This window comes from Gaetbulibacter aquiaggeris, from assembly GCF_044003965.1.
Lineage (GTDB): Bacteria > Bacteroidota > Bacteroidia > Flavobacteriales > Flavobacteriaceae > Yeosuana > Yeosuana aquiaggeris.
The window spans coordinates 622,877-640,355 of the sequence record NZ_JBAWKC010000001.1 but is presented as its reverse complement, the minus strand read 5'-3'; the positions used below and the strand labels follow the sequence as shown (position 1 = coordinate 640,355).

General features: G+C 33.6%; 16 protein-coding genes. 13 read left to right on the top strand and 3 right to left on the bottom strand.

Going from position 1 to position 17,479, the window contains the following annotated elements; all coding sequences use genetic code 11:
* The first annotated feature begins 44 nt into the window (after nt 1-44).
* The 11 genes from V8G56_RS02570 to V8G56_RS02520 all read left to right on the top strand — a co-directional run bounded on the left by V8G56_RS02570 (nt 45) and on the right by V8G56_RS02520 (nt 9,706).
* On the top strand, nt 45-374 hold the full coding sequence (locus V8G56_RS02570; protein ID WP_331629102.1) for a HesB/IscA family protein: 330 nt from the start codon (nt 45-47) through the stop codon (nt 372-374).
* A 23-nt stretch (nt 375-397) separates the two neighbouring features.
* A complete protein-coding gene (gene sufB / locus V8G56_RS02565) occupies nt 398-1,846 on the top strand; it encodes a Fe-S cluster assembly protein SufB (RefSeq protein ID WP_331629104.1) in 1,449 nt (482 codons plus the stop codon).
* Between the two features lie 44 nt (nt 1,847-1,890).
* Nucleotides 1,891-2,643 carry a Fe-S cluster assembly ATPase SufC gene (gene sufC, locus V8G56_RS02560; RefSeq protein ID WP_395436896.1) on the top strand — a complete coding sequence of 251 codons (753 nt, stop codon included), beginning with the start codon at nt 1,891-1,893 and terminating at the stop codon, nt 2,641-2,643.
* Nucleotides 2,644-2,691: 48 nt separating this feature from the next.
* Nucleotides 2,692-4,005, top strand: a complete 1,314-nt coding sequence (gene sufD / locus V8G56_RS02555) for a Fe-S cluster assembly protein SufD (protein ID WP_395436895.1) — start codon at nt 2,692-2,694, stop codon at nt 4,003-4,005.
* 99 nt (nt 4,006-4,104) lie between these two features.
* Nucleotides 4,105-5,319, top strand: a complete 1,215-nt coding sequence (locus tag V8G56_RS02550) for an aminotransferase class V-fold PLP-dependent enzyme (protein WP_395436894.1) — start codon at nt 4,105-4,107, stop codon at nt 5,317-5,319.
* 163 nt (nt 5,320-5,482) lie between these two features.
* Nucleotides 5,483-6,547 (top strand): zinc metalloprotease, encoded by a 1,065-nt coding sequence (locus V8G56_RS02545; RefSeq protein WP_395436893.1) that lies wholly within the window; start codon nt 5,483-5,485, stop codon nt 6,545-6,547.
* Nucleotides 6,548-6,623: 76 nt separating this feature from the next.
* A complete protein-coding gene (locus V8G56_RS02540) occupies nt 6,624-7,412 on the top strand; it encodes an META domain-containing protein (RefSeq protein ID WP_395436892.1) in 789 nt (262 codons plus the stop codon).
* Nucleotides 7,413-7,450: 38 nt separating this feature from the next.
* Nucleotides 7,451-7,873: a SufE family protein gene (locus V8G56_RS02535; RefSeq protein ID WP_395436891.1), complete on the top strand. Its 423-nt coding sequence runs from the start codon at nt 7,451-7,453 to the stop codon at nt 7,871-7,873.
* 1 nt (nt 7,874) lies between these two features.
* Nucleotides 7,875-8,201, top strand: a complete 327-nt coding sequence (locus tag V8G56_RS02530) for a DUF59 domain-containing protein (protein WP_395436890.1) — start codon at nt 7,875-7,877, stop codon at nt 8,199-8,201.
* A 21-nt stretch (nt 8,202-8,222) separates the two neighbouring features.
* Nucleotides 8,223-8,729, top strand: a complete 507-nt coding sequence (locus V8G56_RS02525) for a DUF2480 family protein (RefSeq protein ID WP_395436889.1) — start codon at nt 8,223-8,225, stop codon at nt 8,727-8,729.
* 47 nt (nt 8,730-8,776) lie between these two features.
* The gene (locus tag V8G56_RS02520) at nt 8,777-9,706 is read left to right on the top strand and encodes a DUF3078 domain-containing protein (protein WP_395436888.1); all 930 of its coding nucleotides are present in this window, start codon (nt 8,777-8,779) and stop codon (nt 9,704-9,706) included.
* Nucleotides 9,707-9,757: 51 nt separating this feature from the next.
* On the opposite strand, the gene hflX is transcribed toward V8G56_RS02520, so the two are convergent.
* Complete coding sequence (gene hflX / locus V8G56_RS02515; protein WP_395436887.1) at nt 9,758-10,972, bottom strand: GTPase HflX; 1,215 nt, start codon at nt 10,970-10,972, stop codon at nt 9,758-9,760.
* Nucleotides 10,973-11,048: 76 nt separating this feature from the next.
* Between hflX and V8G56_RS02510 the strand changes: the two genes are divergently transcribed.
* On the top strand, nt 11,049-12,023 hold the full coding sequence (locus V8G56_RS02510) for an endonuclease/exonuclease/phosphatase family protein (protein ID WP_395436886.1): 975 nt from the start codon (nt 11,049-11,051) through the stop codon (nt 12,021-12,023).
* A gap of 56 nt (nt 12,024-12,079) precedes the next feature.
* Here V8G56_RS02510 and V8G56_RS02505 read toward each other — a convergent pair whose 3' ends face one another.
* Together V8G56_RS02505 and V8G56_RS02500 are read right to left on the bottom strand one after the other, a co-directional pair.
* Nucleotides 12,080-13,456: a DUF5689 domain-containing protein gene (locus V8G56_RS02505; protein WP_395436885.1), complete on the bottom strand. Its 1,377-nt coding sequence runs from the start codon at nt 13,454-13,456 to the stop codon at nt 12,080-12,082.
* 28 nt (nt 13,457-13,484) lie between these two features.
* The gene (locus tag V8G56_RS02500) at nt 13,485-16,253 is read right to left on the bottom strand and encodes a carboxypeptidase regulatory-like domain-containing protein (RefSeq protein ID WP_395436884.1); all 2,769 of its coding nucleotides are present in this window, start codon (nt 16,251-16,253) and stop codon (nt 13,485-13,487) included.
* Nucleotides 16,254-16,391: 138 nt separating this feature from the next.
* Here V8G56_RS02500 and V8G56_RS02495 point away from each other — a divergent pair, with 138 nt between their 5' ends.
* Nucleotides 16,392-17,447: an endonuclease/exonuclease/phosphatase family protein gene (locus V8G56_RS02495; protein ID WP_395436883.1), complete on the top strand. Its 1,056-nt coding sequence runs from the start codon at nt 16,392-16,394 to the stop codon at nt 17,445-17,447.
* Nucleotides 17,448-17,479 lie beyond the last annotated feature (32 nt).

The window sequence follows — 17,479 nt, the reverse complement described above, 5'->3', positions numbered from 1 at the left end:
GTTAAAAAATAACAGAAAAACAAAGTAAAACTATTTTAATAATTATGATTAAAGTTTCTGAAACTGCTAAGAAAAAAGTCATCGAACTTATGCAAGAAGACGGCTATAATCCATCAACGGATTTTGTACGTGTAGGTGTAAAAAGCGGTGGTTGTTCTGGCTTATCATACGATTTAAAGTTTGACAAAGAAAATCAAGAAGGCGACAAAGTTTTTGTTGATAATGAAGTAAAAATTATAGTAGACAAAAAAAGCTTTTTATATTTAATAGGTACAACGCTTGAATATTCAGGTGGGCTTAACGGAACAGGGTTTGTATTTAACAACCCTAATGCCAATAGAACTTGTGGCTGTGGTGAATCTTTTTCACTTTAAACAATCTACAGAAGAACAAAACAATGAATAAATATACTGAAGACGATTTAAGAGAAGAGCTTAAAACCAAGGAATATGAATACGGTTTTTATACTGACATTGCCTCTGACACATTTCCAAACGGTTTAAATGAAGATATTGTTAGAGCTATTTCTCTTAAAAAAGAAGAGCCGCAATGGATGACTGATTGGCGACTTGAAGCGTTTAGAGCCTGGAAAGAAATGACTGAACCCGAATGGGCCAATGTACATTATCAAAAACCAGATTTTCAAGCTATTTCTTACTATTCTGCACCAAACAGCAAGCCTAAATACAATAGTCTTGATGAAGTAGATCCAGAATTATTAGCCACTTTTGCAAAGCTGGGAATATCCATCGATGAGCAAAAAAAGCTGAGTAACGTTGCCATGGATGTGGTTGTTGATTCCGTTTCGGTAGCCACCACTTTCAAAAAGACTTTGGGTGAAAAAGGCATTATTTTTATGAGCATCTCTGAAGCTATCAGAGAACATCCAGAACTTGTAAAAAAATATATAGGCACTGTGGTGCCTCAAAAAGATAATTTTTATGCGGCCCTTAACAGTGCTGTGTTTAGTGACGGGTCCTTTTGTTATATACCAAAAGGTGTTCGTTGTCCTATGGAACTTTCCACTTATTTTAGAATCAATCAGGCAGGGACCGGTCAGTTTGAAAGAACACTTGTTATTGCAGATGAAGGCAGTTATGTTAGCTATCTTGAAGGCTGTACAGCCCCTAGTAGAGATGAGAACCAGTTACATGCGGCAGTCGTTGAGCTGATTGCACTTGATAATGCTGAAATAAAATATTCAACCGTTCAAAACTGGTACCCAGGTAATGCTGAAGGTAAAGGAGGAGTTTATAATTTTGTTACTAAGCGCGGACTTTGTGAAACCAATGCAAAAATTTCCTGGACACAAGTAGAAACAGGAAGTGCTGTAACCTGGAAATATCCAAGTTGTGTATTAAAAGGCGACAATTCTGTCGGCGAATTTTATTCAATTGCGGTAACCAATAATCATCAACAAGCTGATACAGGAACTAAAATGATTCATTTGGGGAAAAACACCAGATCAACCATTATTTCAAAAGGTATTTCAGCCGGAAAATCTCAAAACAGTTATCGTGGCCTGGTTAAAATAAGCCCAAATGCCGATAATGCCCGTAATTTTTCACAATGTGACAGTTTACTTATGGGTAATGAATGTGGCGCCCATACGTTTCCATACATTGAGGCAAAAAATAAAACCGCCAGAATTGAGCATGAAGCTACCACCAGTAAAATTGGTGAAGACCAAATTTTTTATTGCAACCAACGTGGCATACCAACAGAAAAAGCCATTGCTTTAATTGTAAACGGTTTTAGTAAAGATGTACTTAATAAACTGCCTATGGAGTTTGCTGTAGAAGCTCAAAAATTACTTGAGATAAGCTTAGAAGGATCTGTAGGTTAATAAAAAAAGAATAAAAACAAATAGTCTCGATTTTAAATAATAATATGTTAAAAATTAAAAATTTACACGCAAGTGTTGAAGACAAATCAATATTAAAAGGTATTAATCTTGAAATTAAGCCTGGAGAGGTTCACGCTATTATGGGGCCAAACGGATCTGGTAAAAGCACCTTGGCGTCAGTCATTGCAGGGAAAGAAGATTATGAAGTCACTGATGGTGACATATTTTTTGAAGGAGAAGATATCAATGAAATGGCAACTGAAGAGCGTGCCCATAAAGGCATCTTTTTATCATTTCAATATCCGGTTGAAATACCTGGAGTATCAGTAACCAATTTCATGAAAACGGCCATCAATGAAACACGCAAGGCTAAAGGGCTTGAAGATATGCCTGCTAAAGACATGTTGAAACTCATTCGTGAGAAGGCCGAGTTATTAGAAATTGACAGAAAGTTTTTATCTCGTTCTTTAAATGAAGGCTTTTCCGGAGGTGAGAAAAAGCGTAATGAAATTTTTCAAATGGCCATGTTAGAACCCAAATTAGCCATCTTAGACGAAACCGATTCAGGTCTTGATATTGACGCACTTCGCATTGTAGCTAATGGGGTAAATAAACTTAAAAGCAAGAACAACGCGGTCTTAGTGATTACCCATTACCAAAGATTATTAGAATACATTGTACCTGATTTTGTACATGTATTATATAATGGAAGAATCGTGAAGTCTGGGACTAAAGAACTGGCTCATGAGCTTGAAGAAAAAGGTTACGACTGGATTAAAGAAGAAGTTAACGCATAATTAATTTTCAGTTTGAGCGGTTCAGCCACTTTTACTAACAATTGAAAAATGGATTTAAAAGAAAAACTCATATCATCCTTTTGGGCATTTGAAAACCATCAAGACGAGGATACTTATTTGCATAACATAAGAACCGAAGCTATAAAAACATTTGAGCATCATGGGTTTCCTTCCAAAAAAGAAGAAGCCTGGAAATACACCTCCCTAAACAGTGTTTTAAAAAATGACTTTAGTGTGTTCCCAAAGCAGGAAAATGCCATTGAATACAATGATGTTAAAAAATATTTCATTCATGACATCGACACTTATAAAATTGTTTTTATTGATGGGAAATATTCTTCTCATCTCTCACAGACAACGCATGATGGGATGGATATCTGTTTAATGTCTTCGGCATTAACAAAACCAAAATACCGGATTCTTATAGAGAACTATTTTAATAAAATTGCGAAAAACGATAGTTTAACCTCATTAAATACAGCCTTTTCAAGTGAAGGAGCTTACATTCATATTCCTAAGAATAAAATGGTGGCAAAACCAATTCAAATCATCCATTTTTCAACAGGAAATGAATCAGCCATCATGTTACAACCACGTAATTTAATTGTGGTTGATGAAAATTCGCATTTGCAAATTATTGAAAGACATCAAAGTTTAACTGAAAATCCTGTTTTAACCAATAGCGTTACAGAATTATTTGTCAATAAACGCGCCATTGTTGATTATTATAAAGTGCAAAATGACCATTCAAACGCTTCATTAATTGACAACTCATATATCAATCAAAAGCAAGAAAGTATTTGTTCGGTTCATACCTTTTCTTTTGGAGGGAAATTAACTCGAAATAATCTTAATTTCTATCAACATGGCGAAGGTATTAACTCCATTTTAAAAGGCATCACCATTATTGGTGATAAACAGCATGTGGACCATAATACCTTAGTTCATCATATAGAACCAAATTGTGAAAGTCATCAGGATTACAAAGGTGTTTTCGGCGAAAACTCCACGGGTGTTTTCAATGGAAAAATAATTGTTAATAAGGAAGCCCAAAAAACCAATGCCTTTCAGTCAAATAAAAACATATTAATAAGCGATAAAGCCACTATTAACACCAAACCGCAATTAGAGATTTTTGCTGATGATGTGAAATGTTCACATGGTTGTACCATAGGTCAGTTAGACGAAAGTGCGCTGTTTTATTTGCGCTCTAGAGGTATTCCCGAAAAAGAAGCGAAGGCATTACTTATGTATGCGTTTAGTAATAACGTGTTAAGCTCAGTTAAAATTCCTGAAATTAAACAACGCATCAATAAAATTATAGCTAATAAATTAGGCGTTGATATCGGTTTTGATCTATAAAATTATTTGAAGCTATTTCCCGCTATCCGCTCTATCTTTTTTACATGAATAAAGGAAAAAAGGATGCCGCTACTATCGGGGCTATTTTAAAAAACAACTATGTTTAACGTAGAAGATATAAGAAAAGATTTTCCCATACTTTCAAGACAAGTCAACGGAAAACCATTGGTATATTTGGACAATGCAGCAACCTCTCAAACACCTCAGCAGGTTATTGATACTATTGTAGATTATTATTCAAATTATAATGCCAATATTCATCGTGGTGTGCATACGTTAAGTCAGGAAGCTACAGATAAATATGAGCAAGCGCGACATAAAATTCAAAAGCACTTTAATGCTCAATTTGCACATGAAATTATTTTTACGTCGGGTACGACGCATAGTATTAATTTAGTAGCTAATGGGTTTTCTTCCATCCTTAAAAAGGGTGATGAAATCATCGTATCTGCCTTAGAGCATCACAGCAATATTGTGCCTTGGCAAATGCTTTGTGAGCGCACTGGAGCCATATTAAAAGTAATCCCCATGAATCAAGAGGGTGAATTAATCATGTCTGAGTATGACAAGCTCCTCTCCAATAAAACCAAATTAGTTTTTGTAAATCACATTTCAAATGCTTTAGGCACCATTAATCCTATTGAATATATTATAGAAAAAGCGCACCAAATTGGCGCAGCCATATTAGTTGATGGCGCACAGGCCAGTCCGCATTTAAAACCAGATGTTCAAGCTTTGAATGTTGATTTTTATGTAGCCTCCGCCCATAAAATGTGCGGCCCAACAGGCGAGGGAATGCTATACGGTAAAGAAGAATGGCTTAAAAAATTACCACCTTACCAAGGTGGAGGTGAAATGATTGCGGAAGTCACTTTTGAAAAAACCACTTACGCCGAATTACCTCATAAATTTGAGGCAGGAACCCCTAATATTTGTGGAGGTATTGCCTTTGGTGCAGCCATTGATTATATAAACGCCATTGGATTTGATGCCATTTCTAAATATGAACATGAACTTTTAGAATATGCTACACAAAAACTAATTGAAATAGAAGGTTTAAAAATTTACGGGACTTCAAAAAATAAAACATCCGTTATTTCCTTTAATTTAGAAGGCATTCATCCTTATGATGTAGGCAGTATTCTTGATAAAATGGGCATTGCTGTTAGAACCGGCCATCATTGTGCGCAACCCATCATGGATTATTATAAAATACCTGGTACTATAAGAGCTTCTTTTTCTTTTTACAACACTAAAGCAGAAATTGATAGTTTAGTTGCAGGAGTAAGGAAGGCGCAATTCATGCTTTCTTAAGTATTATCTTATTTCTTTTAGACTTTATATTAAATAAAAATTGTTATTTACCTAACAATCACATGCTTTTTGTCGAATATTTAACAAAAATTATTAATAAATAATAAGAAGTTTAAAAATATTTTATACTTTCCTCAACACTAATTCTTAATTAACAACTATTATGAAAAAATTATTTTTTGGTTTGGCTTCAATAGCCTTATTATTTTCGGCATGTAACAACGATACAAAAGAGATTACTTTAGATCAAGAAATTGATATGAGCGATTTTTACGTTTACACGGATTCTGCTGATGACTTAACCAATAAGTCAAATACCGGTAAGGAAATCAACAAAACATGTGGAACCATGTCTAATTTAAACAGATTACTGGCTGAAAACCCAGGATTAGAGAAAAAAATGTTTGACATTGAGTACCATACCAGAAAATTGATCAATGCCAAAGGAAAACCAGTAGGTAACCCTGGTGGTGGTGGCAGCGATGGCGGTGAACCTGATATTGATGTGTTGCGAATTGAGGATAATTTAAATATTGTGATCCCTGTATATTTTCATATTATATTGCCAAATGCCAATGATGTTAGCAATGCTCAAATTCAATCTCAATTGAATGTTCTTAATGACGATTTTAGTAAATTAAATACTAACCTTTTGCCCTCAGGTGCCACTAACTTTATAAATGATGCTACCAACACAGACATTAGCTTTACACTAGCAGGAATTGTGAGACATAACGACAACACCTCTTCATGGGGAACGAATGATTCTGTGAAAAGATCGTACCCTCCAGTTTCTCCTTCAACACAACTAAATATTTGGGTTTGTAATTTAGGTAGCGGCCTTTTAGGCTATGCACAGTTTCCGGGTGGAAGTCCAGATACTGATGGTATTGTCATACTGCATGAAAGTTTACCTGGTGGCTCTGCATCAAACTATAACTTAGGAAGAACAGCCAGTCATGAGGTAGGACATTATTTAAATTTAAGACACATCTGGGGAGATGGTAGATGCCGCCAAGATGATTTTGTTGAAGATACTCCTACATCTGATGGTCCAAATTATGGATGCCCTGCCTATCCGACTGTGAACTGTAGTTCTACAGATATGACTATGAATTATATGGATTATACCTATGATTCATGTATGTATATGTTTACTGACGGGCAACGCAATAGAATGAGAGCTATATTTGCCTCTGGAGGTCCACGAGAAATTATGATACAATAATAAACATATTTATTTTTTATTTAAAAGACGCCAACTTTGGCGTCTTTTTTGTATTTTATAATTAAAAATATAAGCCATGAAATTAATTATCTTCTTGTGCAGTCTTATCTCGTTAAATACCTGCAATAATTCTAAGAAAACCTTGAATTTTTCTCAAAACGAAATCGAAACGAAACTTGAATTAAATGGTACTTATGTTATTAAATCATTACAAAATGAAGATGTTTCAGCTTATGGCTTAGAAGTTAATTTTAATGCTGAAAAACAAAAAATAACGGGCTTTTCAGGATGTAATCGTTTTTTTGGAAACTATACATTGAGTGAAAAAAGCATTACTTTTGGAGCGCTGGGCTCTACAAAAATGTTTTGCGAAAAGGAAGCGAATACTGTTGAAACTAACTTATTTGAGGCCTTATCAAAAATTGATCATTTAAATTCTAATAATGCAACTTTAGAATTCATTAGTAATAAAGGCATTGTTTTAACCATGATTAAAAATCCACAAGTAATGCCAGTCATGTTTGAATATTCCACCACTTCAAGAGGTGTCTATAAATCCATATCAATTAATAAAAAACAGGTTTCAGTAGTTAACAAGCGTGATGATGATCCAGTTATTAAAGTTTGTAGCGCACCAGAATGGGAACAACTTATAAACGCCATAAAAACAGTTGATGTTAAAAATATCTCTAATTTAAAGGCGCCTTCAGACAGACGTTTTTTTGATGGAGCTCTTATTGCTAAATTAATTATCTATTCTGATGATAAGAAATATGAATCAGCAAGTTTTGATCACGGGAATCCCCCAAAAGAGATTGAAACCATTGTTAAAGAAATCTTATCTATTTCAGAAAATATTGAATAGGACCATTTCTTATTGTATTTTTGCATAAAATAAAAACTGTGAGTATTAAGGACATACAAAACGAAATTATTGATGAATTCTCAATGTTTGAAGATTGGGAAGAACGTTATCAATATATGATTGATCTTGGAAAGGACTTACCTTTAATTGAAGCACAATATAAAACCGATAGTAATATCATTAAAGGCTGTCAAAGTAAAGTATGGGTTCATGCTGAATTAAAGGATGATAAAATATTTTTTACGGCTGATAGTGATGCTATTATTACAAAAGGTATTATAGCCATTTTAATTAGAGTTTTTTCAAACCAAAGACCTAAAGACATTATTGAAGCCGACACAGATTTTATCGAAAAAATTGGTTTAAAGGAACATTTATCTCCCACAAGAGCTAATGGCTTGGTAAGTATGATTAAACAATTAAAAATGTATGCCATAGCATACCAAACACAATTAAATTAACATGAGCGATATAAAAATAGATACTTCAAAATTAGGTGAAAAAATTGTAGGGGTTCTGAAAACCATTTATGACCCAGAAATTCCTGTTGACATTTATGAATTAGGATTGATTTACGACGTATTTGTTAATGAGGATTATGACGTTAAAATCTTGATGACTTTAACAACGCCCAACTGCCCAGTAGCGGAAACTTTACCACTAGAGGTTGAAGAAAAAGTCAAATCTCTTAATGAGGTGAAAAGTGCTGAAGTTGAAATCACTTTTGATCCACCTTGGACCCATGAATTAATGAGTGAAGAAGCGAAGTTAGAACTTGGAATGCTTTAATAATTTACTTTCATTATTTACATGCAAGACGAAATTATCAATCGCGTAGCGAATAGTAAATTAGTAACCATTAACCTGGAAGATTATTATCCTCCAGGCAAGCGTATTTTGTTTGATATTAAAGATTGGCTTTTTGAAGGTTTTGTGTTACGTGAAAAAGATTTTAGGGATAAAGCAAATCAATTTGACTGGTCTCAGTTTAAAGATAATTATGTTGCTTTAACGTGCAGTAGTGATGCCATTATACCCGCCTGGGCCTTTATTTTATTGAGCATCCATTTAGAGCCATTTGCAAAAAAAACGGTGATTGGAAACCTGCAAGTACTTGAAACTTCCATTTATCAAGAGGTATTAAACACTTTAGATATTTCAGAATTTACTAATAAACCTATTATCATAAAAGGTTGTTCTAAAAAGCCAGTACCTCAAAATGCCTACATCATGCTGGCCAGTAAACTGAAGCCAATTGCACACTCTATTATGTACGGAGAAGCCTGTTCTTCAGTGCCTTTATACAAGAAAAAATAGAATTACACATTGTTATTTAATATATTTAACCCTTAAAAATTTCAATAATGAATAGAATATTACTTTTTTTAGCGGTTTTACTTTGTAGCATGGTGACTGTCAATGCACAAACAAAAGAAGAGCTGGAAACTCAAAAAGCTGAAAAGCAAGCCGAGGCAGATAAATATAAAAAGGAAGCTGATGCACTTCAAAAGCAAATTGATGCACTTCCTGGTTGGAGAATTGGAGCTTTTGGTACTATTGGCGGAAGTTTATCAAACTTTACCAACTGGTACTCTCAAGGCAAACCAAATAATACTTCAGGGAATATTGGTTTTACTATTAATGGCCATGCCAATTTAATTCAGGAAAAATTCTTTTGGAGAAACTCATTGACCACCAACTTAAATTGGGTGAAATTAGACGATAGAGATGATCCAACTGATGACAGCAGTTTTAGTCCAACAACAGATGTTTTTTCTGTTTCCTCTTTGTATGGAAGAAACATTACAAAATCCTTAGCCGCATCAGGATTAATGGAATACAGGACGACGCTTCTTGATAACTTCAATGATCCGGGTTATTTAGATTTAGGTATAGGTGCCACCTGGACCCCAATTGAAAACCTTATTGTTGTGATTCATCCCTTAAACTACAACTTTGTATTTAGTTCTGGAGAAACCGTTTTTGAATCGTCTTTAGGTGCTAAAATTGTTGCAGATTATACCAGACAAATAGGTGCTATTAATTTTAAATCTAACTTGTCTATGTTTCAAAGTTATAAAAGCTCGAACTATTCCAACTGGACATGGACTAACTCATTTGGTTATACCCTATGGAAAATGATTGGTGTTGGCTTTGACTTTGGCTTAAGAAGTAATAAGCAAGAAGCACTAGATTATGCCCTGAACACCATTGGTGATACGAATGCTACTTTTGATAATGTAAACAACGATTTACAAACCTATTATACTGTTGGTTTGAGCTATAAATTTTAAATAAAACTCAAATAATAAGAAAAAAGAGCTTCATTGAATGAAGCTCTTTTTTTATGCTTGATTTACATCATAATCTGGATATAGAAAATGATTATAAGGAAAACGTGTAATATGAATTTGCCTTACTTCTTCATAAACGCGCTTTTTAAAATCCTCTAAATTTTCTTTATTTAATGCCGAAATAAAGAGGGCATTATTGCCTACTTTACTCATCCAGGTCTTTTTCCATTCTTCCAATGAATAATGCATTTTAGAACGCTCAGTTTCTAAATCATCATCACTTAATGGCTCTGGTTTATAAGCATCTATTTTATTAAAAACCATAATAGTTGGCTTGTCAGCACTTTTAATTTCTCCCAGAATTTTATGAACAGAATCAATATGTTCCTCAAAATTTGGATGTGAAATATCTACCACGTGCAATAGTAAATCAGCTTCTCTAACTTCATCTAGAGTACTTTTAAAACTTTCAACTAATTGGGTTGGCAGTTTTCTTATAAACCCCACCGTATCTGAAAGTAAAAATGGTAGGTTTTGAATTACTACTTTTCTCACCGTCGTATCCAATGTTGCAAACAATTTGTTTTCAGCAAAAACATCACTTTTACTAATCACATTCATTAGAGTTGATTTACCCACGTTAGTATATCCAACCAGAGCAACCCGTACCATAGCACCGCGATTTCCTCTTTGAACAGACATTTGTTTGTCAATGGTCTTAATCTTTTCTTTAAGTAAAGTGATTTTTTCTCTAACTATACGCCTATCTGTTTCAATTTCAGTTTCACCCGGTCCTCTCATACCAATTCCTCCCTTTTGACGCTCAAGGTGTGTCCACATACCGCGTAAGCGTGGTAATAAATACTCACATTGTGCCAATTCAACTTGAGTGCGGGCATAACTGGTTTGTGCCCGTTGTGCGAAAATATCAAGAATTAAGTTCGTCCTGTCAAGTACTTTGCAGTTGAGAATTTTACTGATATTTCGTTCCTGAGCCGATGACAGTTCATCATCAAAAATGGCAGTTCCGATATTATTTTCTTTAATAAAACGCTCTACTTCTTCAATTTTACCTGTACCTAAAAAGGTCTTAGGATTGGGCATTTCCATTTTTTGAGTAAAACGCTTCACAACCTCTCCGCCTGCAGTAAAAGTTAAAAACTCAAGTTCATCCAAATATTCTTTAGATTTTACTTCATCTTGGTCTTTTGTAACAATTCCTACCAGTACAGCCCTTTCTAAGCTTATATTTTTTGATTCTATCATAAATTAAAATATTGTACAAAGTTACATAATTCGAAGTATTTTAATTTTTATATTTTTAGGGTTCTAATTTGAGTTTATGAGCAATTTTATAGAAGAAAACGAATCCAAACAGCTTAAACATACCATTGCTTTTTATAATCTTGAAAATCTTTTTGATATCACTGATGATCCAAAAACTAATGATAATGATTTTTTACCAACAAATACAAAAAAATGGACCACTAAACGATACAAGGATAAACTTAGAAAATTAGGATTTGCCATTTCAAATATTGGACTTAAAGAAACTGATAAACATCCTGCTATCATTGGTCTAGCTGAGATTGAAAATGACACCGTTTTAAAAGACCTCATTGCGTCAAAACATTTGGATGACTGCAATTACCACTTTGTTCATTACGACTCCTTAGATGAGCGGGGAATTGATGTTGCCTTATTATATGATTCCACTTGCTTTAAAGTTACCAATAGTGAAACGTTTTCCATTCATTTAACTAATGAAGAAGGGCTCCCCGATTATACCAGAGACATCCTTTTAGTAAGCGGCTTCTTAGAAGATGAAGAAATTCAGGTCATTGTAAATCACTGGTCTTCAAGACGTGAAGGCGAAAATGAAACCGAGTTTAAACGCATAGCCGCTTCAAATAAAGTAACTGAGATTATTGATAATTTAAAAGCAAAAAATAAAAATGTAAAAATTATGGTTATTGGAGATTTTAATGATGATCCAACTAATAACAGTATTATGCAATTAGTAGAAAGTCAAGATTTATTTAACCCCATGCAATCTCTACTTTCATACTCAAGAGGATCTACTTCTCACAATTTTAGATGGAATTTATTTGATCAAATCATGTTTACCAAAAATTTCTTTGAAACAGTTCCAAATACCTTTAGTTTCTCAAATGCTAATATTTTTGACGATGACTTTTTAAAGCTTTTTAATGGCAAGTATAAAGGCAAACCCTTTAGAACCTACATAGGTAAAAAATATCAAGGAGGCTATAGCGACCACTTTCCTGTTTATGCCATCGTTGAAAAGAATTCTTAAATAAAAAAGGCCTCTTTTCCGAGGCCTTTTTTATTTAACTATAATTTATACTCTAATTAATTACCTGTAACTTTTACATCATCTACTTGGAATGTGGTAGTGATACCTGTACTTGAACCAAGATATTTAAAGGCAACATACATGTTCCCTTCTAAACAAGAAACATTTATTGGCCCGGAATTAGTAAACGTAGTTCCATATCCAGAAGTTGGTCCTTGTGGTAAAATAGCATCAACAGCTAACCAAGTTGCATCAGAAATATCTGCTGAATTTCCAGTAAAATCTGTCGAAACATAAACGCTTAAAGCATCTCCATTATAATAACCAACATTTGTTTTAAAAGTTAATTGCTCAGAGGTTGAAGCGTCTAAATTAATGGCAGGAGTGATTAACCAAGCTTCATAAGGATTTTCATTTGAATTATAGGCTGTAGTTTGCATATAACTATTTCCACTGAAGGATCTTAATGAATATTTGTAGGTTCCTGCATTTGCATTAATATTTATCCAACCTTCACTAGTCAAAGTTGCTTCTGTAGTTCCTTCAAAATTTTCATCAAAAATTACTTGAGTTCCGCCAGAGGTACCAGTACATTCTAATAATGGCGGATCACAGCGCTCACCATTAAAATTGATGTCATCTGTATCTCTAATAAATATCTGGTAATCTGAATTATATTTACTAAAAACAGCCACGATGCTTCCACTTCCTGTTGGAAATAACTCGTTTTTAAAAGCTGCAAAACCACTGTTTCTTAAAATTGTACTGGACTCATCGTCACAGTTCTTTAAGTTTCTGTTTACCGTAAAAGTGTCTGATGCATTCGCATATGGCAATCCAACTTCAGGTAAACTTAATTGCATATTATCAATTTGAACCAACATATTGATATAATTGTCACTATAATCAGCAGGGGTAATTACTTTAGGAACCATGGTTGCGATTTCACCTGATCGAATAATAAAATCTGTATAATTAGTAGCAGAAATTCTTCCTACAGAGGTTCCTTGAATCGCACCAATATGGAGGACCCCATTTAAATTATCCATACCAAGGCCATTCAGTTTAACATAAACTTTTCTTCCTGGTTTGTATAATGCATACATTGACGTAACATCCACATCTAACTGAATAGCGGCCGTTGGATTTTCAGGTGTATCTTGCAATATTAACACTTTATAGAAATTACCAGCTTCATCATTTGAAACGACATATCCTTCCATTATTAATTCTCCTCCATTACTGGCTGCAGTAAAATCAACCAAGCTACCAGCATACATTGATTTTATAATGCTTATAGTGGTATTAGCTTCTATGTTTGGTTCTGTAAATTCAACACTTGGAATATCATAGTCGTCATCTTCAACACATGATATTACAGCAAAGACAGCTATAAACAACAGTGTTAATGGTAAAATTTTTATTGTTTTCATAAGTTGTGATATTATATTTTTCATTTTTTTAAAATCTAAAGTAAATATTCATAAAATAGGTAGCTCCTCTGCCATACCAATATCTTGAACCAAATACAGGTGTGTCATTACTTACATCATCTCTTAATTGTCTGTAATTAGCATTCCTACCTTGCTCAAAACCACCCGTTTTATATTCGGTATCCAACAAGTTATTAATACTAGCAAAAAATCCTATATAGTAATCGTCTATTTTCCATGATTTCCCTCCAATAAGGTTTACACTCATATAACTATCAAATTTTTCCTGTTTTAATAATTCTCTCGCTAAATCTTCATCATAATCATTAAACGGTAAGCCGTCAGAATCCAGATAAAAATTCTTTGTTCTTGTTAATGGACTGATATCAATATAAGTATCATCAAAAAAGTTGGCTGTTGCTCCAATCCACCAATAATCTGGATCGCGATATTCAAAACCAATAGAATAGGCCTGTTGTGGTCCGCCCGCAACTCTGTAATCTTTTAAAGTGGAAACCCCAAAATCAACGCGTCCATTTTCAAAATCAGATGATGTTAAATACAGATTAGGGTTATTATCGTAAGTAAATTGACCTAATGACGCAACCCCTTTTAATAAAATAGTTGGAGTTACTTGTGCTTCAATACCTATCTCTGCGCCAATTTGTCTTTTATCAATTCCTTGTAAAATTTCTTGAACAAAAGCAGTATTATCTCCTCCAACACCATCGGCGTAATAGAAAGAAATCTCATTAGCATCTTCTATTTTAGAATAGTAACCAGTAAATCTGGCTTTTACAATGGGTGAACGAAAAATGTAACTAGCATCCACGGTACTCATTTTTTCCTCTGTGATATCGCTTACTATATTATGATTTTCTCTTGAATTAGAAAACGTATTTCTTAAGGAAGGAGCCTTAGTTAAATAACCCGCATTTACGTTAAATAAATGTTTTCCAGACAATTTATAAGTGACTCCTGCTTTTGCTCCTATCCCTGTAAATGATAATTTTTCTCCTTTGCCAAATGAATTATCTGAGTAAGCACCATTTTGATATAATCCTTCTCTTTGGTATTGTGTATTTGTTGCAGTAGCTGAAACATAAAAATCAAACTTATTGTATTTAAACTGACCTTGTAAAAACCCTGAAACGATGTCTGAATATAAGTTGAAATTATATCTAAACTTTTCTCCCTCCCTGGCAATTCTGTTAGGATTGAGCTCATCAAACTGAAAACCATCAAATGAATCGACATTTAAATACCCATTGCCACCTAATAAATCGATAATTTCTGCAAAGTTTTCAGATTTTAATTTACTGTAATTAATAGATCCATTAATTGTAATGTTATCATTTATATATGATGATAAAATAGTATTAGCAGTAAATTGCTTGTCATCATTTCTATCTTCAAATAAAATATAGGTCGAGTAATTATCAGTATTGGTTAAGTTTGTTAGATACATACTATTCCAATCTATCTGCCCATCATTTACAAATTGTTGCTCATTTAAATAGGCTTGTTCATAATTTGGACCTGCTGCTGGTGTTAGCCAATAGCTCGGTAATTTCTGATAATAGGCTGGACTGGGATTTGATCCACCTCCAACCGGAATACCATCATCATTTAAACGCTGACCATTGTTATCTAATCGACTATTTCCAATTTTTCCAAATTGATAGGCAACATTGGTGTTTAAACTTGTTTTATCAGATAGATCCCAAAAATGATTCAACATTAAAACTGGCTCATTTACTTCCTTAATTCTAGAATTACGCTTTTTCCCATCCTGATAACCCCAATATTCATTATATTTTATATCTTTTAAATCATAGACTTCCTGTGTATTTGGAGATGATTTACCTCTTCTATTAGGTGTGTAAATTGAGGTAAAGTTTAAACTATGTTTTTCTCCAAATTTCTTTTCAATAGAGGCAAAAAACGAATTGGAATCATATAATGTGGCATCCTGAAACCCTTCATTACCCCAACGTCTTCCAAACATAAAAGCCATAGACCAACCATCTTTCATTAAACCCGTTGCATAACTAGCCATGAAACGGTTCGTATAACTTCTATTTGAAGATGAATAGGTAACGCGCCCTCCACTCTGAAACTGAGAGGCTCTTACATTAATATTTGTAGTACCTAAAAAACCTCCAAAATTATAACTAGACGCTTGAAGTCCTACAGATAATTCTTGATTTCGAAGCACATCATTCAATCCGCCCCAATTGCTCCATTGCGGTCTTCCATTAAAAAGTTTGTTCATTTCAACGCCGTTAATTAAAACGGATCCGTTTTGAGAATCCAATCCTCTTAAATTAAAAAAAGAAGAACTAAATTCAAAAGCGGCTGTTCGCTGAAACACATCTAAAGAAGATGATAATAATCCAGAAATATTATCTGAACCACTGGTGTCATCATTCAATTCATCATCAGACAAGGTAATTGTAAATAACTCTTCAGCACTTGTCATGTCAAGTTCTAATGTCATATCTGTTATATTAACAGTTTGACCTTCATTAACCACTATAGGATATCTCTTTACGGCGTATCCCTCTTTAAATATTTTTAATACCTGCTCTCCTAAGGGAACATTATTAGAAAATTTAAATTCCCCTAAATCATTAGTTTTAGTGGTTTGTTTTGTTTCTTCAATAGTCACTGTGACCTCCGCGATTGGCTCAAAAGTAACAGCATCCTTAACGCTCCCTTTAATGGTGGTTTGTTGCGCATAGGTTGTAAAAATTGAAAAAATTCCGAATAAAAAAATAAGTAACTTTTTTTTCATACTTGAATTTATATTTTAAGGAAGGATATGAGTTAAATAAATACTATTTAAGCTATACAAATTTACATTATTTATAATAAATATCTACTTTTGGAATACGTTTTGTAATGAAAATAATGTTAACCTAACATATCTCTAATGAGAATTTTAAAACACCTTTATGTTGTCCTCATATTATGTGCAATCATACAAGTAAACGCACAAGAAAAAAAGACCTATAAAATACATACGGTAGCTTTTTATAATTTGGAGAATTTATTTGATACCATAAATGATCCCATCAAATTTGATGAAGCCAGCCCTATGATGGAATTAAAAACCAATCGTTCTGCAGTTTACAAAAAGAAGGTTCATAATATGGCAAGTGTGATCGCTCAAATAGGTCTTGACGGTGCTCATAATTCTCCTGCCGTAATTGGTGTTTCAGAAATTGAAAACAGAGAGGTCCTTGAAGATCTGGTTAATGATTCTTCACTCATTTCTAAGGATTATGGTATTATTCATTACCACTCCCCAGATGCCAGAGGTATTGATGTGGCATTACTTTATCAAAAACAATTATTTACTCCCGTTTCAACCAGTAGTCATGAACTTAAAATATTTGATGACCTTTCCAACAAACGTGTTTATACCAGAGATCAGCTTTTAGTGAGTGGTAACTTAGATGGGGAACTTATTCACCTTATTGTCAATCACTGGCCTTCAAGAAGTGGTGGTGAAGCCAGAAGCAGACCAAAAAGAGTGGCTGCTGCCAAATTAACTAAACATTTAGTTGACTCGCTCCAAATAATTGATCCTTATGCCAAAGTTTTTATTTTGGGAGATTTAAATGACGACCCTACTAATGCAAGCATTAAAGACGTTTTAAAAACTCAAAAAGACAAAGAAAAAGTAGCATTTAAAGGTATTTATAACCCTTATGAAGCTATGTTTAAAAATGGCATTGGTACTACAGCATACCGTGATGCCTGGAGTTTATTTGACCAGATTCTGATGACAGAACCTTTACTTGATAAGGATTTTTCAACCTATAGATTTTATAAAGCAGGTATTTTTAATGACAATTTTTTAACCCAAAAAAGTGGCCGTTTTAAAGGATATCCGTTTAGAAGTTTTGGATATAGTGGGTTTACTGATGGCTACAGTGATCACTTCCCGGTATATGTTTATTTAATAAAAGAAGTTGAAAATTAGATCAGTCTAATTAAATAAAAAAAGGCGACACT